19 protein-coding genes are annotated in these 20684 nt (G+C 59.2%); 9 read left to right on the top strand and 10 right to left on the bottom strand.

Annotated features, from left to right (window positions below; genetic code table 11):
- Nucleotides 1–8: 8 nt before the first annotated feature.
- Complete coding sequence (locus AACL53_RS03570) at nt 9–215, top strand: hypothetical protein (protein ID WP_339082558.1); 207 nt, start codon at nt 9–11, stop codon at nt 213–215.
- Nucleotides 216–427: 212 nt separating this feature from the next.
- On the opposite strand, the gene AACL53_RS03565 is transcribed toward AACL53_RS03570, so the two are convergent.
- Nucleotides 428–1018, bottom strand: coding sequence for an HdeA/HdeB family chaperone (locus AACL53_RS03565; RefSeq protein WP_339082556.1), 591 nt, complete (start codon nt 1016–1018; stop codon nt 428–430).
- A gap of 311 nt (nt 1019–1329) precedes the next feature.
- A complete protein-coding gene (locus AACL53_RS03560) occupies nt 1330–1764 on the bottom strand; it encodes a hypothetical protein (protein ID WP_339082555.1) in 435 nt (144 codons plus the stop codon).
- Between the two features lie 302 nt (nt 1765–2066).
- On the opposite strand from AACL53_RS03560, the gene pip reads away from it, so the two are divergent.
- Both pip and AACL53_RS03550 read left to right on the top strand, forming a co-directional pair.
- The gene (gene pip / locus AACL53_RS03555; protein ID WP_339082554.1) at nt 2067–3029 is read left to right on the top strand and encodes a prolyl aminopeptidase; all 963 of its coding nucleotides are present in this window, start codon (nt 2067–2069) and stop codon (nt 3027–3029) included.
- A gap of 302 nt (nt 3030–3331) precedes the next feature.
- On the top strand, nt 3332–5140 hold the full coding sequence (locus AACL53_RS03550; protein ID WP_339082552.1) for a DEAD/DEAH box helicase: 1809 nt from the start codon (nt 3332–3334) through the stop codon (nt 5138–5140).
- Between the two features lie 146 nt (nt 5141–5286).
- Here the strand turns inward: AACL53_RS03550 and AACL53_RS03545 are convergent, their stop codons facing one another.
- The 5 genes from AACL53_RS03545 to AACL53_RS03525 form a co-directional block, all read right to left on the bottom strand.
- Nucleotides 5287–5907: a Spy/CpxP family protein refolding chaperone gene (locus tag AACL53_RS03545; RefSeq protein ID WP_339082550.1), complete on the bottom strand. Its 621-nt coding sequence runs from the start codon at nt 5905–5907 to the stop codon at nt 5287–5289.
- 179 nt (nt 5908–6086) lie between these two features.
- Nucleotides 6087–6584, bottom strand: coding sequence for a hypothetical protein (locus AACL53_RS03540; RefSeq protein WP_339082548.1), 498 nt, complete (start codon nt 6582–6584; stop codon nt 6087–6089).
- A 357-nt stretch (nt 6585–6941) separates the two neighbouring features.
- A complete protein-coding gene (locus AACL53_RS03535; RefSeq protein WP_339082546.1) occupies nt 6942–7958 on the bottom strand; it encodes an HlyD family secretion protein in 1017 nt (338 codons plus the stop codon).
- Nucleotides 7959–7968: 10 nt separating this feature from the next.
- On the bottom strand, nt 7969–8187 hold the full coding sequence (locus AACL53_RS03530; RefSeq protein WP_339082544.1) for a DUF1656 domain-containing protein: 219 nt from the start codon (nt 8185–8187) through the stop codon (nt 7969–7971).
- Complete coding sequence (locus tag AACL53_RS03525) at nt 8184–10172, bottom strand: FUSC family protein (protein WP_339082542.1); 1989 nt, start codon at nt 10170–10172, stop codon at nt 8184–8186. Before AACL53_RS03525 ends, AACL53_RS03530 begins: the two co-directional genes overlap by 4 nt.
- 239 nt (nt 10173–10411) lie before the next feature.
- Here AACL53_RS03525 and ada point away from each other — a divergent pair, with 239 nt between their 5' ends.
- The 3 genes from ada to AACL53_RS03510 all read left to right on the top strand — a co-directional run bounded on the left by ada (nt 10412) and on the right by AACL53_RS03510 (nt 13615).
- The gene (ada, locus tag AACL53_RS03520; RefSeq protein ID WP_339082540.1) at nt 10412–11491 is read left to right on the top strand and encodes a bifunctional DNA-binding transcriptional regulator/O6-methylguanine-DNA methyltransferase Ada; all 1080 of its coding nucleotides are present in this window, start codon (nt 10412–10414) and stop codon (nt 11489–11491) included.
- A 241-nt stretch (nt 11492–11732) separates the two neighbouring features.
- Nucleotides 11733–12167, top strand: a complete 435-nt coding sequence (locus tag AACL53_RS03515; RefSeq protein ID WP_339082538.1) for a CBS domain-containing protein — start codon at nt 11733–11735, stop codon at nt 12165–12167.
- Nucleotides 12168–12481: 314 nt separating this feature from the next.
- The gene (locus AACL53_RS03510; protein ID WP_339082536.1) at nt 12482–13615 is read left to right on the top strand and encodes an MFS transporter; all 1134 of its coding nucleotides are present in this window, start codon (nt 12482–12484) and stop codon (nt 13613–13615) included.
- A gap of 70 nt (nt 13616–13685) precedes the next feature.
- Here AACL53_RS03510 and AACL53_RS03505 read toward each other — a convergent pair whose 3' ends face one another.
- The gene (locus AACL53_RS03505; protein ID WP_339082534.1) at nt 13686–14777 is read right to left on the bottom strand and encodes a glycosyltransferase; all 1092 of its coding nucleotides are present in this window, start codon (nt 14775–14777) and stop codon (nt 13686–13688) included.
- 747 nt (nt 14778–15524) lie between these two features.
- Between AACL53_RS03505 and AACL53_RS03500 the strand changes: the two genes are divergently transcribed.
- From AACL53_RS03500 to AACL53_RS03490, 3 genes are all read left to right on the top strand, one after another.
- Complete coding sequence (locus AACL53_RS03500; protein ID WP_339086869.1) at nt 15525–16487, top strand: NAD-dependent epimerase/dehydratase family protein; 963 nt, start codon at nt 15525–15527, stop codon at nt 16485–16487.
- 131 nt (nt 16488–16618) lie between these two features.
- Nucleotides 16619–17170, top strand: coding sequence for an isoprenylcysteine carboxyl methyltransferase family protein (locus tag AACL53_RS03495; RefSeq protein WP_339082532.1), 552 nt, complete (start codon nt 16619–16621; stop codon nt 17168–17170).
- Nucleotides 17145–18314 (top strand): NAD(P)/FAD-dependent oxidoreductase, encoded by a 1170-nt coding sequence (locus AACL53_RS03490; protein WP_339082530.1) that lies wholly within the window; start codon nt 17145–17147, stop codon nt 18312–18314. Before AACL53_RS03495 ends, AACL53_RS03490 begins: the two co-directional genes overlap by 26 nt.
- Here AACL53_RS03490 and AACL53_RS03485 read toward each other — a convergent pair.
- Both AACL53_RS03485 and AACL53_RS03480 read right to left on the bottom strand, forming a co-directional pair.
- Nucleotides 18311–19417, bottom strand: a complete 1107-nt coding sequence (locus AACL53_RS03485) for a type III polyketide synthase (RefSeq protein WP_339082528.1) — start codon at nt 19415–19417, stop codon at nt 18311–18313. The genes AACL53_RS03490 and AACL53_RS03485 overlap by 4 nt on opposite strands.
- A 509-nt stretch (nt 19418–19926) precedes the next feature.
- Entirely contained in the window at nt 19927–20283 is a 357-nt protein-coding gene (locus AACL53_RS03480; protein WP_339082526.1) for a copper resistance protein CopC, read from the bottom strand.
- Between the last annotated feature and the right edge of the window lie 401 nt (nt 20284–20684).

The raw sequence follows: 20684 nt of genomic DNA, 5'->3' as shown, positions 1-20684 counted from the left end.
TAGAGACCATGGCTTTCGACCAGATCAAGCTGGAAATCTCGCGGCTTCTCACCGAGATGCAGAACGAGCCCCAAGACCCGCACGAGATTTATCTCTCGCTGAGGGAGAAGCTTAACCAGATTAAGGCAACCGGCATGCCCCTGCCGGATGATCTCGTGAAGCTTGAACAGGAGCTCGAGGAAGAATTCGCCAGCGAGCAGCGAGACGGGAAATAATAAGCGCGGCCCAACACCGAACCGCCGAATGGAAGTTCTGGATGAAGACTCCAGAACGGCTCATCCACTTCCCGCCATCTTCCGAGCGTGCGCCGAGCGGTTCATTACCACCGTCATCCCGGCGTAGGCCGGGATCCAGCCAAGCCTCAGCATATAATTGCCGATCGTTGGCTGGGTGTCGCCTAACCCGGCATGCCGCTTCGAAGCGGCCCTTACTCCCCGTCCCCTTCTTCGCTCATGAACTTTTCGCTGGCGGTGAAGAGGCCCATCTGGGGGTTCTCGGCGCAATAGGTTCCCATCTTGCTGGCTCTCTCGCTGAACTTGTCCATGTCGATGACCGTGCTCTTGGCGACGCTTGCGTGATAACCCGCGAGCCACATCAGGATCTGGCCAAGGCCCTCGGTCTCGTCGTCCTTCGTGCTATTGACGGCCTCGCACTTCAGGATCGCGAGGTCGATGGCTTTGGACGTTTGATCCTCGGCATTCTCACCCATGAATTTCTCGGATGCCGACATGACGCCGACGGTTGGGTTCTTGCCGCAGAACTCGGTTGTAGCTGCGAACTCCTTCGACAGGTTGTCGAAGTCTACGACGGTGCCCTGCTCGGCGGTCGCCTGATAGCCAGCCATCCAATAGAGAACGACGGTCGCGCCATACACCGAAGTTTTGTCGTGCGACTCGGCCGTTTCAATGAGGTCGTGACAGGTAAGCGTCGACGCGTCGATCGTCTCGGCCGAAGCGAAATTGAAGGACGTTGCGAGCAGCAGCGCAGCAGTAACCGCGCTCAGAAGAGTGCGCATCATGGAGTAAGCTCCGAGTGTGATTGGAAAGACGACGAGGCATCGTCGCTGAAGGTTCACCTCGCGCCATGGACCGGACCCGCGATGCGGCATGTCCCCAGGGTGCGAATCAGCGATGACATCAAAATACAATAAAATATATGAACGGCTCGTAAGAGAAATGCTTCAGCTGCGCACTATCGAGAAGGCGCGGATCTAAAAGGTCGGCAGCCGGCTGCGCGCTGGACTTCAAAGGATCAAAAAGTGAAGCGGTCAATCGACGGATGAGCGGCGCGCGAGGCTAGCGCGCCGCTATTGCTTGCAATCGGCCCGGCTCAGCGCTTACTGAGATTGAAATACGCCGTTCCAGCTTCGCCTGAAAGCCGTACACTCTGGCTCCGGCCGTTGACGGTGATGCGGATCTGGCCGCCGGTATTGTATTGCTGATTGAAGAAGCTTCCAGCGTAGCTATTCGCACCGACCCTGGTCAGCTCGGCAGACTGGTCGACCCTGGCCGACGCAGTGGCGCACGACGCTGACATGATGTAGCTCGTCGCGCCGGTCTTCGCGAAGTGCGCCCGGCACCTGGCTGCTTCCTTGGTGCCGGAAGAAAAGTTGATCGAGCCATTCCCGGCCCACGTTCCGACAATCGTCGCAGAGTCTGCTGCCTGCGCAGCAGTGAAGCCCGCAAAACTCATGCCCAGGGCTGCTGCCAGCGTTACGCCGATCGCCGATGCACGGTGGGTATTCCAACGTTCGCTCTGGACCATATTTTACTCCATTGAGATCAGCGGCTGATCTTCATAACGCTCCACAATCCATTTTGTGGCGTGGGGCAGGTAGTCATCGTGTCGAATTTCGTCAATTAGTCGGAACCTGGAAACCAGTAGTTTCGTGACGACGGACTGTCCGGCTATATGACGCATAAAAATCGCCTTCGGGACGCCGCAATTCCGGAACCTCGCATGCGCACCGCGACGGTCGTACGACAACCGGCGGAACATCCGGTTGTCATTCCTTTTGCGATGGTTGCGGGCTCCTTACCCGCCAAACTTGCCGTTTACGAAAAAGCATGCTCAGCAAAGTGACGATGAAGACTCTACCCGAATCGTTCCGTCCCTTCGATGCCCGCATGCTCAGCGTCGGCGACGGCCATTGGATTTATGTTGAGGAAGTCGGAACGAAGGGTGGCCGCCCCGTTGTTTTCCTCCACGGTGGACCAGGAAGCGGCTCCCAGGCCCTGCATCGAACGCTGTTCGACCCCGCGCGAGATCACGTCTTCCTCATCGATCAGCGCGGCGCCGGCCGCAGCCACCCGTACCTTTCCTGCAAAGCCAATACGACCGCGGCTCTGATCGCCGATCTCGAAATGGTTCGCGAACACTTCTCCATTGCGAAGTGGATGCTGGTCGGCGGTTCCTGGGGCTCGACCCTGGCCATCGCCTACGCCGAACGCCATCCCGAACGCGTATCCAGCCTCGTTCTGCGTGCACTCTTTCTGGGCACTGACGAAGAGGTTCGATGGGCCTTCGTCGATGGACCCAAGATCTTCCGGCCCGAAATGTTCGAGGCGTTTTGTAATCGCCTTCCGCCGGATGAGCGGAAAGATCCCCTGTCGGCCTATGTCAAACGCCTGACCGATCCGGACCGGGCCATACAGGCACCATCCGCCCACGTCTGGTTCGCTTACGAACGCGCCCTTTCAGAACTCGCCCCGAAGCACGCCGTTCTGCCCGACAACGTCCCGAGCGACGCCCGCCTGCCGCCGACGTCGATCATCGAGGCGCACTACATCAAAAACAGCTTCTTCCTTGCGCCGGGAGAGCTTCTATCGAATGCGTACCGCCTCGCCGGCATACCCGGCACCATCGTCCAGGGCCGCTATGACCTTCTGTGCCCACCCAAAAACGCCTATGCGCTGGCCGCTGCCTGGCCCGGCGCCCGGTTGGAAATCATCGACCATGCCGGACATTCGATGACTGAAACGGGCGTCATGGATGCCATGCGCCGGGCGATTAACGATTGCTCAGCCTGATGGTGCACCGCACCCGCGCCTGACCCTGAAGGCTGCAAGCAGGCGCTAACCTTCCGCGGCAGAGCCGCACGCGCGACCGGAACTGCTTGACTTTTAATACAAACACCTTGATACAGCCCCCATTGCTCTTCGATGGCGCTCGGGTCCTCGTGCCACTACAAGCGGTTCAATCACCGCGCTCGACCCTGCATTGAGATCAATCCTTATAGACAAGGCCGCACCCCGACAGCGCCGGGTGTGGGCCATGGGACAAACCCCGGCACAGGATGCACGGGGCTAGAAGCCCTTGGGACTCTTTCACTTTGACAACACAGACTTTCGAGGAATTCGGTTTTGCCGAGCCTCTTTCGCGTGCCCTGACGCAGTGCGGGTACACGACACCGACTCCTATTCAGGTGCAGGCGCTTCCGCCGCAGCTGGAAGGCCGCGACCTGCTCGGCATGGCCGAGACGGGCTCAGGTAAAACCGCAACTTTCCTTCTTCCGATCCTCAACAAGATTGCGACGGACGCAATTGAACCGGGTTGGAAGCAAGTCGTTGCCCTAATTCTCGCGCCGACCCGCGAGCTTGCCATCCAGATCGACCAGGAAGTGGCCAAGCTCTCGCGCAACATGAACATCCGCCGTGCGGTCGTTCTTGGCGGCGTCAGCAAAGGTCCGCAGATCAACGCGCTGAAGCGCGGTGTTCACGTCCTCGTGGCGACGCCGGGCCGTCTGCTCGATCACGTCAACATGAGAAGCTGCGATCTTTCCGGCGTGCAGACGCTGGTCATCGACGAAGCCGATCGCATGTTCGACATGGGCTTCATCCGCGACATCAACAAGATCGTTTCGCTGATCCCGCAGAAGCGCCGTACCGCACTGTTCTCGGCGACGATGGCGACCGAGATCAAGAAGTTCGCTTACGATATTCTGCATGACCCCTATCGTGTCGATCTCTCGTCGAAAACCATCGTCGTCGATCGTATTGACCAGAAGGTCATGATGGTCCGCTCGGCTGAGAAGCAGAGCCGCCTGCACACGATCCTCGCCGACCAAGACGCCAAGCGCGTCATCGTCTTCACGCGCACGAAGCGTGGCGCGGACCGCGTCGCCGACCGGCTCGGCATGGCGGGCATCAGCTCGTCTGCCTTCCACGGCAACAAGGCCCAGAACGCCCGTCAGCGCGCGCTGAACGACTTCACGCTGGGTCATATCCGCGTTCTCGTAGCGACCGACATCGCCGCCCGCGGTATCGACGTTTCGAACATCACGCATGTCGTCAACTTCGACATGCCGCTCGATCCCGAAACCTACGTCCATCGCGTCGGCCGTACGGCGCGCAAGGGCACGACGGGCATCGCGATTTCGCTGTGCGATCCGTCAGAACGTGGGGAAATCCGCGCCATCGAGCGGATGATGAAACAACCGATCGTCGTGATCGACGATATCGGCGGCGAAGTTCTGCCGATGCCGGAACGCCGTCGCGACGACGACGCTCCGCGCCGTGAGGGTGCACCTCGTGGCGGTCGCGGTGGTGCAGGCCATCGTGGTGGCGGCTCTCGCCCGAACCATCAGGCTGGGGCCGGCAAGCCGCGTTCCGAGCGCCCCTTTGGTGATCGCCCCGCCGGTGATCGCGGTGCTGACCGTCGCGGCGATCGTCCGCACGCGGCCGCTACACGCAGACCCTACAATCCCGCGGCATCGATCGATGCACCTGCCGCTGAAGGCGCCGCCAAGTTCGGCGTCGCTGACCGCGAGCACAAACCGCGTTCGGACCGTCCCCATCAGGACGGCGCCAATCGTGGCCCGCGCTCCTTCGGCGATCGTCAAGGCGAGCATCGTGCAAGCGGTCCTCGCGCCGGCGGTGAACGCCGCGGCGAGCACCGTCCGGATTCCCGTCCGGCACGCCATGCCGACGGAGCAGGACGCCCCGATCGCGGCCACGCACCGGCCGCACGTCATCGTGACGACGCCGGCCCCGCCAAGCGCGAAGGCGGACATGGGCCGAGAAAGCCTCATCATGGTGGCGGCGAAGCCCGTCCGTCGTGGAAGAGCGGCAGCGGTTCGGAGGCGCCTAAGTTCATGAAACGGCGCGACGACGACCGCAACCGCGATCGGACTGCAAGCTAAAAGACTTCAGCCTTGGCGGCCGGCTCTCCAAAAGAGCGTCGCCAGGGTCATCAAAGAAGTTTCAGCCCGGCCCAATAAAAAAGGCCGGGCTTTTTTGTGCCCGGCCAAGTTGAAAACGGAGGAGAGTAGTCTAGTCGAACAGAGCGTCAGCCCTTCTTGTCGGAAGGAGCGGATCCATGATCCTGGTCATCATCGTCATGCATCTGCGGGCCGGCTTTGCCGCCGTGGTCCGACCAGCCGCCATGACGGCCGCCAGGCCCCCATCCGCCGGCAAACCTGTGGCCGTGATGACCACCCGGCATGAGCTGCCTCAGCAGCGGACGCAGCGCATCTTTCTGTTCATCGGAAAGCGAAGCGTAGAACGGTGAGAATGCAGCCGTGAACGCCTTCATGCGGTCAGCGCGCTCCGTCATCCTCTCGCTCATCTTCTGGAAGCGGACGGCAAGATCGGGACGCTTTTGCTCGCCACCCTTCTCTTCCTCGGCCTTGCGCTCTTCGCGCTTCTTCTTCCACTCTTCCATCCGGGCTTCGCGAGCTTTGAACCCTTCGCGAACCTGCGTTTCGACCGGAGCCCAGAGCTTCTCCTGTTCGGGCGTGAGCTGAAGCGCGGCTTTCACCATCGCCACTCTTCCCTCTTGAAGCCGGGCGCGAGTGTCCGGCGTCATCTGCCGCCAACCGGCGTTGTCAGTCTTGGCAATGGCCACCGTTGCGGGAACTGCGACGACAGCCGCGAGCGCGATCCACGTGCCGCGCGATAAATTCTTCATGGGCGTTCTCCTTCGGCCGGGAATAGGCAAAACATGTTGCCGGCCGTCGGGGATAACAACGGAGACGTCTTCGTGATCCGTCGGCGCCCCGCGGATTACATGATCGCAATTATTCAGCTGAACGAAATGAACAAATCGAGGGAAATTGGTGAGTTCGGCCGCCTTCAGTTAGTCCGGTTTCAGTCCGCCCGATTGATGACGGCGGGCACATGCGGATCTTGCGACGGCATCAGCCGGGTGTCTGCCGCAGCAGCCTTGCCGGGCTTGGTCCGGTCGATCTTCTGCCCGGGATTCTGCATCGGACCGGACACCGATGATTGCGAAGCGACCGGGATACGAACAGGCTTATCGGCAGGCTGCGCATAGACGACGCGGTCGCGGTCGGAGAAGCATCCGGCCACGCAGATCACCAGATCCTCGTTCGGGCGTGACGCGACCAACTTCCGTATAAAGGCGTTGTCCGGCCCCGCACGGTTTGGCGAACCCATCCCGTCCTCGGGAACAGTGTTGAGGTTGTTCGTCGTATTTTGCGGATCGGCGGCCGGTCCGGCCGGTGCAAGTTGCGAACCCTCAGCCGACGCGCTTTCCGTTTCGGCGTCTTCGGCAAGAGATTCGGATAGCGGCATGGCAAGAAGAATAGCCAGGGCGGCAAAACCCCACGACCGCGAGCAACGCATCACAGATGACTCCAAATCTAAACAGATTTCGAACAACTGTGCCGTAGCGGAGTAAACAAAGGCTTACTCCCTGCTCTGCGCGTTGGGGATCACGGGAGGCGCCGGGTATAGGAGAGACCTTAAGACCGGCTATTCGTCGAGAAGACCGTTCGACCTGTGGCTCCGTTGAAAATTCACAACGGTGACCGTCCTCCCCCGCCGATCCTGGACCTCTCTCGCACGTCGTTGGGCATACCGCTCCGCCAATTCCTTACTCGAAGCAATTCTCAGCTTCTGGGTGATGCTTTGCGAAAATGGTGACATGGAACTGGTCCTCGGAGTTTGCCGGACAACGGCAGCAACCGGCCACAGTTCCTTCTATTTTGAAATAAATAGCCGAATGTCGAACAGCGGGTGCTGTGTGCGGCGAGTGCCGCGCTCCTCTTTCGGTTCGATCTCGATCGTCCCTGTCATGCCTGTGACAAGGCGCAGGTCTTTCGGGATCTCGTCAAAATGAATCCGCACGGGAACACGTTGCGCCAGTCTCACCCAAGTGAAGATCGGATTGACGTTCGCAAGGCCGCTGTTACCTGGCGTCGCGTTAGACACCACGATACCGCGAGCAACGCTGTCGACTCGTCCGGATAAGGCCTTGTCATAGCCGAGCAGCCAGATCTTCGCGGGATCACCGTCGCGGATTTGATTGACTGCAGTCTCTTCGAAATAGCCGTCGAGCCAGAACGAATCCGCGTCGACGATGGACATGACCTGCTGTCCCGCGGTCGCATAATCGCCTTGCCGTATCAGCAAGTTCGTAATCCAACCGTTCACGGGCGATCTAAGCTCGGTCCGCTCAAGGTTGTTACTTGCCTGCACCAGGTTTGCATTCTGCTGAGCGAGCGTGGCTTCCGCCATTTCGGCTGACGACGTAAACGTTTGCTTCTCTTCGATCGAGGTAGCCAGATCAGTGAGAGCATTCCGACGCTTTTCTTGCGCAGTCTTGTTTGCCAAATCGGCCTCAGCCCGCTTGATGGCCGCCTTGGCGAGGTCCACCGCAACATGGTAGTCGCGTGGATCGATCTTCATCAGCAAATCGCCTTTGTGAACGAATTGATTGTCTTTGATCGGAAGCTCAACGACTTTCCCCGAAACCTCAGGCGCCAGTGTCACGACGTAGGCACGCACTGTCCCGTCGCGCGTCCACGGCTTCCCCATATAATTCTGCCATAAGATCCACACGGCACCCGCGGCGACAGCAGCGATGGAGAGCGTCGCAAGTATCGGCAGGACACGAAGCCGCCTCTTTATCGACGGCGGGTCATAGACAGTTGTCGTCTCACGGCCCGCTGGCTTGGCCGGTGGCAACTTCCGAGTGGTTGATGCGATCTCCGGCATGATGCCGAACCTAGTTATAGATTCTAAGGTTTCCAAAGATCAGGACGGTGGCCGTCAGGACGATGAGAAATACCGAAAATTCGAAGAGAGCCGGATGCCAGACGTGTCGCATCCATCCGGACTCTACCGCGATTATGCGCAATCCCATCGTAATCGCGAAGGCCAGCACCATCAGCGGCACAAACGGCGAGATAAGAACGCCCTCGATATTGATTTCGACGAATCTCATGACGGCCGGCTTCCGAAATAATCGCCCTGACGCTCTACGGCCTCCGATATGGCGAGCAGCATCGCCCGCGCCCGCATCCGCCCGCGGGCACCGGGTTGCGTATCGGGGATCGACGCGATCTCCTTGTCAAGCTCTGCCAATCTATACTGAAGCCTCGGTAAATCTCCGGCGGCTAATGCGGCGAGAATGTCTGAAATTTCCGCGCCGATCCGGCTATCAATCGCCAAGTGCCGCAATCGAATGACCTGCACGCCGACCGTCAGTGTAGCCGCCAATCGCGAACGCTGAACCGGCTCGCAGTCTGGAGGTAGCGCCGCCAACCGCGAATACATGCGTCCCTGCCACTGGCTGAACGTCCAGCGTCGCCGTCCTGCAGCCAGACGGCGAAGGTCCCGAATGGATAGGTCGACCAGACGCTGGCCTCGGAGACTCGGAGGTATCTGGGGTATGAGCACGAGGGTAAAGGCACCCGCCGCGCTGCCGGCCAGCAGGCCGAACGCCGAATTCAGATAGGCTTGCGGATCGAAGATCATCACATTCGTCGGCGCAAGGAGCGGCACGATAACGACGGTCGCCGGGATAAAAAAGGGAGCCAAAAGCGGCACGGTCGACAACGCACCTATCGGCACGAGCAAGATCGATAAGATGAGAGAGAACGCAAGGAACGTCTCATGATTGATCAGCGCCGTGAACTTGAATACACCGGCGACCACAGCCGTGACCACCGCGCCGAATACCAGCGCCAACGCACCTTTGGCAGACCCGTCCAGCATTGGCGCGTACAGCATGATCGTCACCGCTGCGAACGTCACGGCGAAAAGGCCATCCGGCCATTGAGAGATGATCCAATAGATCACCACCGCTCCAACGCCTATGAAGACGCGCACGGCATTGACGAGTGCCGGAAGATAATCGGCTACGACGATGCTCGGAATGCGGAGAACATCCCGCGCACGCGCGGGATCGCATAAGAGCGCGAGCCCGTTAGCTGCAGATTCGAGACCGGACGCAACTTCTGCACTCGCGTCTGCGGCAAGCCGCAACGATACATCGTCGGTTTTGATAGCCATGAATTTGCGCACTAACAGCGCCTCGGCATCGCAATCGCGCGCCTGCCCGCGACTCCACTCAGGAGGAAGCGTGTCCGAGATCGCCGCCGCAACGCGATGCGCGTCGGCCTGAGAAAGCGCGCGCAGATGCGTTTCCACGACGCGAGCGCCGGAAATTGCCGTATAAAGGCCATCCAGGGCGACCCGGAGTATGGTTCTTCTCTGCATGATTTCCGCCGACTCGCCTGCCGCCTGATCAACGACCGGGACGAGAGCCGATATTCGCTTTACGAGAATGCGTCTCGTCTCAGGAGCCGTGGCGTTCCATGGGTCGGCGAGTATGCCCTCGAAATGCTGAGCAATCTCTTCGATGAGCTCCGATAACAGCATTCGCAGTCGCTGAGGCGAGTTGCCGACGTCTGTCAGCGCGATTACCAACGTTGCGCAGATGATTCCTATGCTGATCTCAGAAGCGCGATTGACGGCGATGAAGAAGATCTGGTCGGGATCCGGAATGGAATTGTTGGAGATAATGATCAGCGTATAGCCCGCCAGCAACGCTCCATAGGATGCAAAGTTCTTCAACAATGTCGAAACGAAAGAGCATGCCGCGGCCCAGACGAGCATTCCAAACAGGAATCCGAAGCGGTCCTGCGGAAATATCGCCGTGAGCACTACCGCAGCAACCGCACCGACGAACGTTCCGACCAACCGAAACACGCCTTTGAACAGCGACGACCCGACGATCGGCTGACAAACGATCGCGGCCGAAGTCCCGGCCCAGTAAGGCGTATCGAGCTGGAGATAGAATGCCGTGAATAGCGCCAAGCAAACGGCCGTCGACAACCGCAAACCGAAGAACAACGCCGGCCTTGCGGTGGCAAGGACGTTCGTAAAGCCGCTACCAGATCTTTCCTCATCGACCGAGGTTGTCATGGCGTTCTTCGATATCGAGCCCGCGGATCGCACGAACGGCGCCTGAGGAGAATTTCCGCCCCCAGTTCTTAAGAGACCGTACTTTGCGCGATGGCCTCGCAGGTTTGCATCAAATCGCTCATATCGGTAACATTCGTACCCGGCGGTCCACTTTCCTAATTTGAGAGCAAGAAGTGGAGTGCGGCCGCCGGATGCCCCGTCTATCTTGCGAGACCATGAACACAGGAAAAGCGAAAACCATGGTTCGGATGCTCGCACAGCCGGCCGCAACATACACGGCCACCGACGACATTTTTTGGAACGCCGTTGAAGCCCGGGATCGCGGGTTCGACGGCAAGATCTACTATTCCGTTGCAAGCACCGGTGTGTATTGCCGGCCGTCATGCCCGGCACGGCTGGCGCGGCGGGAAAACGTGGCGTTCCACACCACATGCCGCGACGCGGAAGCCGCCGGATTTCGTGCGTGCAAGCGGTGCAAGCCCAACGAAACGTCGCCATACGATCGCGCCGCGGCCAAGGTCGCCGAAGCGTGCCGGATGATCGAGGCAGCCGAACAGCCACCAAACCTCGGCGAACTCGCGGCCGCCGTCGAACTGAGCCAATACCATTTTCATCGCGTGTTCAAAGAAATCGCGGGGATCACGCCCAAGGCCTACGCCGTCGCTTGCCGCCAGAAACGGCTGCGCACAACGCTTTCGAAAACCAATTCCGTAACCGAAGCAATCCATGAGGCCGGTTTCAGCTCCAGCGGCCGCTTCTACGCCAACTCCAACGATGTCCTGGGCATGACACCGACTGAATTCCGCTCAGGCGGCACAAATGCCGAAATGCGCTTTGCCGTCGGCGAGTGCTCATTGGGCACAATTCTCGTCGCCAGCAGCGACAGAGGCATTGCGGCAATTCTCCTCGGAGACGATCCGGAAACGCTCATTCACGATCTCCAAGACCGCTTTCCCAACGCGACACTGATTGGCGGCGATCGCGCATACGAGGACGTCATGGCCAAAGTCATCGGCCTCGTCGAAGCACCCGGCACAGGCCTCGACCTTCCGCTCGACGTGCGCGGAACGGCATTTCAACATCGAGTATGGCAAGCACTACGCGAAATACCTGCTGGAACAACGGCGACATACTCAGAAATCGCCGATCGCATCGGCATGCCGAAAGCGGTACGCGCCGTTGCAGCAGCGTGCGCAGCCAACAAACTCGCGGTAGCCATTCCGTGTCACCGCGTCGTTCGAAATGACGGCTCGCTATCCGGCTATCGTTGGGGGGTCGAACGCAAGCGCCGGCTGATCGAGAACGAAGCGAAGCGCTAAGCCGTCGCCGGCGCATCCGCAGCACATTATTAATTCATTGCCGAAAATCGAAAGTATGTTGCCGCCTGATGTAATCGGATCGCATGCCGACGATCCGATTGCATTGGCGTTTCCCATCACAAATAAGTTGTCGGATTGCAGCGTAGCAAACTCTTGACCTTCATCCGCGATGAGGTCCCACTATCGCTTTCAGGACTCTGCGGTGTCGATATTGACACCGGTGCAAACGCGGAGGCGCGCCATGTTGGTTGCAAACATTTTGGGGGTGAAGGGGACGGAAGTGATGACGGTGCGCCCTGCCGACACCGTCCGCAACGTGGCTCGCCGACTCGTCCAGGAAAACGTGGGTGCTCTGGTCGTGAGTTCGGGCGGTAACACTCTCGACGGTATCATTTCCGAACGAGATATTTCACGCGGCGTTGCCATGTACGGCGAAAACATATGCTCATTGCGCGTGTCCGATCTCATGACCCAGGGCGTCGTGACTTGCGCGCCGGACGACGCCATATCGGACACGGCCCGAGTGATGACGGAGCGCCGCATCAGGCACATCCCCGTGAAAGACGGTGCGCGCATCGTCGGCATTATAAGCATTGGCGACATCTTGAAGTACCGCCTCGACGAAGTGATGCTCGAGACGCGCGTGCTCCGGGACATCGCGATGGTAAGCCGTTGAGCGACTAGTTAAGTCCTATCCCGTTGAACGCCTGGTGGCCGGTCGAACGGACTCGGATCTTCCTCTTGCGGTCATGTGCCCTGGATCAGGCACTGCGGCGAGACCGCATACCGCGACGCCTCCATGCCACATCAAATCGGTAGGTTATCCTGCCGCCCCCGCGTCGCAATCGTGAACCTCTCGCGCCCGGCATCACTCCCGGGTTAACCCGCCGCAAGGAAAAAGAAATGAGGTTCACCTAAAAGGACCGAGCGATTCTCAGACACTTCATCCGGCACCCAGAGTGGCGGCGAACACAAGGCACGACGGCACGAATGTCCGCTTCCGTTCCCGGTAGAAAAGAGCAATTTTCGACACGAGCTGCATTCTTCGTCTCCGGTTTCACCCTCGCCGCCTGGGCGCCACTCGTGCCTTATGTGAAAGATCGGAGCGACCTGAGCGACGCAGCCTTGGGCCTTCTTCTATTGTGTCTGGGCGCCGGCTCGGTCATCGCAATGCCGTTAGCGGGCGTATTATCGAAGCGATACGGCTGTCGACCGGTGCTCCTCGTCGGCACACTTTTCATCGTCATGTCGCTGCCGGTTCTCGCACTGACGTCGTCCGTTCCCTTGCTCGTCGCGATGCTTTTTATCTTCGGCTCTGGCACGGGAGCGCTCGATTGCGTGATGAACGTCCAGGCAATCATCGTCGAGCGGGCAAGCGGCCGCGCAATGATGTCCGGTTTCCACGGCTTGTTCAGCGTCGGAGGTCTAGCGGGCGTCGGCGTGATGACGCTGCTCCTCTCTTCGGGCGCATCGCCATTCGCGGCGGCGATGACTGCTTCGGCCGTTGCGATCCTCACCATGGCGCCAGCAGCGCCTTACCTGTTGCCCTATGGCGCCGAAGGCGGCGGCCCTGCCTTCGCGATCCCGCACGGCGTCGTGCTGCTCATCGCCCTTCTTTGCTTCGTCATGTTTCTGGCGGAAGGCGCCGTCCTCGACTGGAGCGCGGTCTTCATGACCGAAAACCGGAACGTCGATCCATCGATGGGCGGCGCAGGATATGCTGCTTTTGCACTGACGATGACCATTGGCCGATTGACCGGCGACGCCGTGGTCGAACGAGCCGGACGCAAAGCTGTACTTCTTGCTGGACCGCTGTGCGCTGCTATCGGCCTGCTTATCGTGACGCTGGTTCCATCAGCCTGGGGCGCCATCATCGGCTTCGGTCTGGTCGGCATCGGCAGCGCGAATGTCGTGCCGATTTTTTTCACGGCAATAGGCCGTCAGACGACGATGCCGGAACACATCGCCGTTCCGGCCGTGACCATGATCGGTTACGTCGGCATCCTTACGGGCCCTGCAGCCATCGGCTTTATCGCACAAGCCATCGGCCTGCCCATGGCGTTCGCAGCAGTCGCGATCCTCGTTATCGGCGTCGCCGTCGGCGGCCGGTGGCTGCGAGTCTGACCGACGAGCGACGTGCTTCCGAAGCACCGCAGCCCCGTGAGGTCAACGCGCGCATAACACTTGACGATCGTCACGCGCGGCGTGGGCGTGCCTCTCCGGCGCGCGAGTTCTCGAGCATACGCCGAACAAATTTGCTATCGGCCACGCGGCACTGCACGAACGCCGAATAGGTTTCGAATGCTGTCAGAAGATGCAAATCCATAAGCGATGTCCAAGCGGCCTTCCTCAAGAGAGCATATCGGTTGCGCCGGCTTTGGCCGAGATACCGCTCTTTCGCGAGCGCCGATATGGCACGCGCCGCAGCGACTGTCAGCGATGCGCGGCGCTTCTCGAATATCGCATCGATAGCGTGATACGCGGTCCCGAGGTCCTGCATGATCGAGCCGTGCTCGCCCGTCCGCGACATGAGTTCCTCGAAATTAGGAATTCCTGAAAGTCCATCACACGGGTCTGTGCCCGAGCGCGCCCGCTCCCGAGCAGCATAGAGAGCAAGATCGCGGGAGAACGACTGCCGAGATCGAAACTGCTCCGAAACCGCCTTCGCGTGCACGCGGTGGTGCACGAACACGTCGGCGACGTTCTCGATGGGATGTTGCTCCGACAATCGGAGCCAGAGATCGAAATCCTCAGCATGCTCGAAAGGCGCGCGGTAGGCGCCGCAGGCGAGCACGGCATCCTTCCTCATGACGACCGAGGGATGAGACACGACGCAACGCCCGTTCTCATAGAGCTGCCTCCGCACCTCCCCGCTGGTCAGCGGAAAGGCGGACGTATCCCCGGTCGGGAAACCATCTGCATCGATCATCAGCACCTGCGAACCGACGGCAGCCACCTTTGGCGAACGCTCGAGATACGCGATTTGGGTCTTCAATCGGCCGGGGAGCGAAACATCATCCGCATCCATCCGCGCGACGAGCGCTGTCTCAGCGGCATTCAATCCGCCATTGAGCGCTCTTACGATACCGAGCGGCGGCTGGTGAATGATCTGGAGCCGCCCATTCCAGCGCAAATCCGAGAGTATGGAAGCGGTTCGATCGTTCGAGCCGTCGTTGATGACGATCAGCTTATTTATGAATTCCGCGTCGGGAACTAAGCTGGAAATGGCGTCAGAAATATATTTTTCGCCGTTTCTTACCGGCATGATCACATCGATTTTTGGCATTATCCCATCCCCAAAATCGTCATGGCTTTTCAAGACATGCGATGTCGCATCGTCGAAAAATTCGCCGAATGGCGTGACGCACTTTGACTAAGGAGAACTTCAGTTACGCAACTGAGATCGGCAGCCGGCAACCGGCTGCGATGGCATCATCGAATCTTCAAGGGACCGTCCAAGTTGCACGCGAGACCGCGAGCACAACAATGCTCAGTGACGAGGCTCGCGCCTCTGGCCTTACGAATAAATTTCGCAACGATGCGTCTCCGCACGAGCTAATAAAAAGACAGTATATTTTTCAGGCGCACAGAACGCGCTAATCGCGCACTCTGAAGTTTATGAAAAAACGATGATCGAATATTCAAACTCGCGAAGCATGTACGCACACTATCAATTCAACCGTCCTAACGCAAAGATCCGCATGCGTCCATGTTTTGCCGACTCACCGCCGAGCCAATCGTCGCCTCGTCAACAACACTTTTACGATCACGCTCCGTGAGCGGCAGATAGACTCCGTTCGACGGCAACCGGGCGGAGATGTTCGCATCTGATTGGCAACCGGCATTGATACCCAATCGGTGCAACCGCGAGCACAACACCGCTGCTTTTCAGACTCCTTCACTGAGTGGCCCCGCATATCGAACCAATTTGATGATCCCCAAAGCCGAATTGCGCAATCTCGGCCTGCTCTGCCGCCCCCTTTTTGGTATACTAGCCGCTCCGTAGAGCCAACGAGGTGCGACCTTGGCTTTAATGCCGGGCCAAAGAATATTCGTCGCAGGCGCAAGCGGCTTTGTCGGCACCTGTTTCCTTCGCGCCGCATTGGCCGCGGGCCACGAAGTCGACGCTGTGACCAGATCGAAAAGCCACGCCGAGGCGCTTCGCGCGCAGGGAGTGAACGCGATCGTCGGCGACTTGCTGAATTCGGAGGGGGCATGGCGGAAAGCCCTGCGCAATGCCGATTCCGTCGTCCATCTCGCGCAACCACAGACTTTCGGAGGCCACCTCACCAAAGCGCGCGCGACGCAGTATTCCGTACTCCGGTTCGACATGGATCGCGCCCTGTTCGCAGCGATCGATCCGGCGAGAACACGGCGGATCGTATACGTCGCCGGTACGAGCTATTATGGGGAGTGCGGCTCGGAAATCTGTGACGAGAACGCGATGCCTCTCCCGCGAGGATGGGGACCCTATCTCGCTCCCGCGATCGAAGCCTTGCCCGACTACATCGCACGCGGACTGCCCATCGTGGCTGCGTTTCCAGGCTGGGTGTATGGCCCCGGCTCTTGGTTCGCGCAGTATGTCCTCGAACCGCTCCGCGATGGCAAACCTGTCTACGGCTTGCGAGGTCGCGCCCGGTACACGTCTCCGGTCCACGTGGAGGATTGTGCACGCGCCATCCTTCATCTGACCGGCAAGGGCGAGATAGGAAACCGCTACTTCGTCGTTGATGATGCTCCCGTTCCCGGCGAGCGATTGGCCGAGATCGCGGCCAACGCGCTTGGCGTCACCGGACATGGGCGCAAGCTGCCATTCATTCTGCTGAAGCTTCTGGTTGGCCGGGTCATTGCGGAAAGCCTCGCGTATGAAAGCCGCCTTTCGAACAATCGGCTGAAGTCCACTGGCTTTTCGTTCAATTTCCCAACGTGCGAACAAGGCGTCCCGCATGCCGTCAGGGCATGGCTGCAGAAGAATCCGGCCCCCATGGTCGAATGAGTGATCAAACGCTGAACAAATTAAACGGTTCGATCACGGATCGATCAACCAATCGAAATACTTCCAATTGGAATTGCCGCCATTCATTTGTAAAATGGTTGGATTCATTTCCGAGTATGAGCGGCTAGTCCATGATTTCAGATAGCATCGGTCTGCCGCAGATAGTTGCTCTGCTCGTACTCTGTCAAAGAGGAGCCGAGGAACTCTACTCGGCACGCAATACCCGGGCATTGATCGCCGCGGGTGCCGAAGAAGCCGGCCGATCCTATTACCCCGTCGTTGCCACGACGCATCTGGCATGGATCGCAAGTCTCTTTTTCCTGATACCCGCGAGCGCACCGGTATCCTCTATTTTGGCAGCCGCCTATATCCTGTTGCAAGGCATCCGCTACTGGGTCATTGCCTCCCTCGGGCGATTCTGGACGCACCGCATTTTTACGCTGAAAGACGCGCCCATCGCCCAGAGTGGGCCCTACCGGTATTTCCGCCATCCCAATTATGCGGTCACGATTGCCGAGACGTTTCTATTGCCGGCTGTCTTCGGCGCATTAGCGCTCGGGATCATCATGTGCGCGGTGTGGACTGCGGTTCTCGCCTACAAGATCGAACTCGAGGACAAAGCACTTTTCGCCAGGCGCGCGCTTTCCGAGCAAAGCCTTGAACAACATCGGCCCCTCGCCTGACGAAGCAGCACTCGGCGACGCGACGGCTGACGCCATAGCCGTCGGCGGCGGCCTTGCAGGCTCCGCTTTCGCGCTGGAACTCGCGCGTCACGGCGCGAGCGTGATGATCTTCGAACGCAGCGGCGGCCCGCATCACAAGGTCTGCGGCGAATTCTTGAGCGACAAGGCACAGGCCCTGTTGCACTACGTCGGCGTTGACGTTCATGCCCTCGGCGGCAGTTCAATCGATACGCTATGTCTCGCAAATGGATCGAACCAGGCGAGCGCCCGGCTTCCCTTCAAGGCGGCTGGCGTTTCGCGCTTCCTTCTCGATGAAGCGGTGACGAAGGCGGCAGAACGCGCCGGTGCGAAGATTTTTCGCGGCACGTGGGTTGGGGGAATAGAAGATATCGGCGGCCGCGTCCGCGTTCGGACGGCGCGTGGGAATTTCGAATGCCGAGAAGCGGCATTGGCGAGCGGCAAACACAACATTCGCGGCCTGCCGCGGCCCGATGGACCGATGGTCGGCTTCAAAATGCACCTGCGCCCCGCGGAAGCGGCGCGCACCGCGCTGACTGGGGTCGTCCATTTGATCGCGTTCGCCGGCGGCTACCTCGGCCTATGCATGGTCGAGGATCAAACGCTTTCGATTGCGTGGAACATCGATTCGGATGTTCTTCAATTCGTTGGCACAAGCTGGGCGGATCAGTCGGCCTATTTCGCGGTGCAGTCGCGCATATTTGCCGAGCTCACAAATGGCGCGACTCCCGCTTGGGAAAAGCCGCTCGCCGTCTCCGGTCTCCCCTATGGGTTCATGCGTTCGGCGACGATTGCACCGGCCATCTATCCGGTCGGCGACCAGTTGGCCGTCATCCCGTCATTCTCGGGCGACGGCACGGCGCTCGCTTTGGCATCGGGGATTGCAGCAGCTCAGGCTGTTCTGAGATGCGAGAGCGCGACTGACTTCCAGGCCCGCATGCTCGCGAACTTCAAGCCGCAGTTTAGCCGCACTGCAGCGCTTGATCGGGTCATTGCCGGCGCACTGCTTCGACGCGTTGGAATTGCCGGCGCGCGCCTCTTCCCGGGCATGGTGACGACGCTCGTCTCCGCGACGCGGCTGCGCGGCCTCGACGGCTTGATAGCGTCGCCTAAAGCGCGGAACTAGAGATCGAGCACGACGAAATAGGCTGAAAAGCCGGGCCCGAACGCCGCCAACAGATGCCGTCCTTTGTCTCCCGATGCCATCGCTCTCTCGAGGATGAACAGCGCTGTCGCGGACGACATGTTCCCGAAGTCGCGCAGCACATCCCACGAATGCGCCAGCCGTGACCTGTCGATGCCGAGAACATCTTCCGCAGTCTCGAGCACTTTGCGTCCGCCCGGATGAAAAAGAAATCCCTTGAAATCGCGGAGCGACATGCCACGCCTGCCGATAAATTCCTTCACCACCTGACCGAGATTGTTACGCATCAATGTTGGAAGTTCCGGGCTGAGCACAACGCCAAAGCCGTCGCCTTTGACATCCCAACCCATGATATGTCGCGTGTTTCGCCAAGTGTGCTCACCGAAGGTCAGCACGACGGGCTTTTCGCCATTACCGCCTTCACTAGCACCGTTCGGAGATGTCCTGAGCACGACGCCGGCGGCGCCGTCCCCGAATAACGCCGCCGCAACGAACATCGCCATGCTCGGGTCGTTCGGGCGCGCGCATAGGCTGCAGAGATCAACGGTGATGAAGAGGACATTCCGGCCCGGCCGGCCTTGGGCGAAGCGCGCCGCGCGCGCGAGTCCCGCAACGCCACCGCCGCAGCCAAGACCGAAAATCGGCAACCTCTCGACATTCGGCGAAAAAGGCAGGCGGTCCATAAGCAGCGCGTCGAGGCTTGGAATAGCGAGACCGGTGATCGTATTGGTGACAAAGGCATCGATATCGCCGAGCGATAATCCCGCGCGAGCAACAGCGTCTAGCGCCACCTTCTCGAGCAATTTCAACGCATGCTCTTGGAAAACTTCAGTACGCTCTTCCCAGGTATGCGCCCGCCGATACCAGTCGGTCGACTGGCACGTGTAGCGATAATCGATGCCCGTATTGGCAAAAAGTCCGTGCAGGCTAGCAAACTGCGGGTAGATCGTCGCCGCGTTTGCGAGCGCATCCTTCTGACTGACTTTGTAAGTGGGATTGGCGGAAGCAATCGAGAGAATTTCTACCGGCAGCCCAAGCTCCGGCCTGTGCGCGTGCCTCGCGAGATCAACCGGTAGCACCGTCATGGATCGTTCCCGTGGGTCGAAAAGGGCGATGTGCCGCCTACGCCGCCTTTCGCCTACAGCAACCTTAAGGCGCTATACAGTATACTGCCAATTCTACTTTACTAGCATGCTTACCCGTGGACTAAGACATTCGAATAGAGCCGAATTCGCTCAAGGCAGCCGCACAGCCTCCGTCAACAAACATAGAACCGGAATAGAGCAAATCGTTTCGCGTGGACAATCAGAGCGAACTGATTTGCTCAGAATGCGGACAAATGGGCCAAGCGCTAATTCTACTTCGCAGCCTGTTCAAGCGCCGCAGGCGGCATCGTTCCTAATACAGCCACGATGCATATGATCGAAAGACCGAAACACGTTTCGATCAAGCTATTGCGGCGGAGCTGCTTTAAATCTCAGGGAGCCCGCAACCAAACCGCGAAAAGACAAGACACCGGTCGCGAGAATAGTGGCCGAGTAGTGCAACACTCGTGAAAGCACCAGCGGGTCAGCCACGTCGTTGAGCATTCCTTTTATTGACCGACGCGGAAACTGAAGCTGCCCTGAGACTTGTGAGTATCGACCGAAAGCGCATGCCACTTTACTGTGTAAGATCCGGGCGAAAGACTTTTAACGCTGGCCTGCATCGTATTTCCCGACGCGCTGCTGCCTCCATCCACTCTATCTCCATTCGAATTCAGTACTTCGGCTCCGCTGAATTTCGGCTCGAGAGATTCCGTAAAATACAAGGTTACAGTTTCGGGCGACTCACTGACCGTGCTTCCCGCGTCCGGGCTCGCATGATCCAGCACCGCATGTGCCTGAGCGATCGTCCCTCCGGCAGTCAGCGCCAACACGAATGTGGCGATCGCGCGCTTGGAATTTGCCATCGGCTTCTCCCTCCATTGATTTGACGTAGCCGCAACCGGCCGCTGAACATATCGATGCATTCCTCGAAGTCCACGAGGACATCAGGAAATTAGAATAGGGCGAAGCATTCCGTTCGAGAGGGACCAAAGTCCCCGGTGCGCGTCTTACGCTCCTTCCAACAGAAAATTCGCATGGGAAACTTTGGTCTCCACTGCAATCGACAGCTACGTTTGCGCCAGTCGGCATCCTGTCGGCCTCCGGCAAACGCTTACTAACGCTGGGAACTGCGCCGATTGAACACCGTTATTGGACCATAACAGGTGCAGAGGAAGTCGCCAGCATTGAGGGCTTTTATAAAAATGTCAGCATTATTGGCTGCTGATGTACATGAGTGGCGCGTAAAATATTCGATCGATGTATT

Source organism: Hyphomicrobium sp. ghe19 (genome assembly GCF_902712875.1).
Taxonomy (GTDB): domain Bacteria; phylum Pseudomonadota; class Alphaproteobacteria; order Rhizobiales; family Hyphomicrobiaceae; genus Hyphomicrobium_B.
Note: the sequence above shows the minus strand (reverse complement) of the source record. Positions and strands in the feature narration are given on the sequence as shown.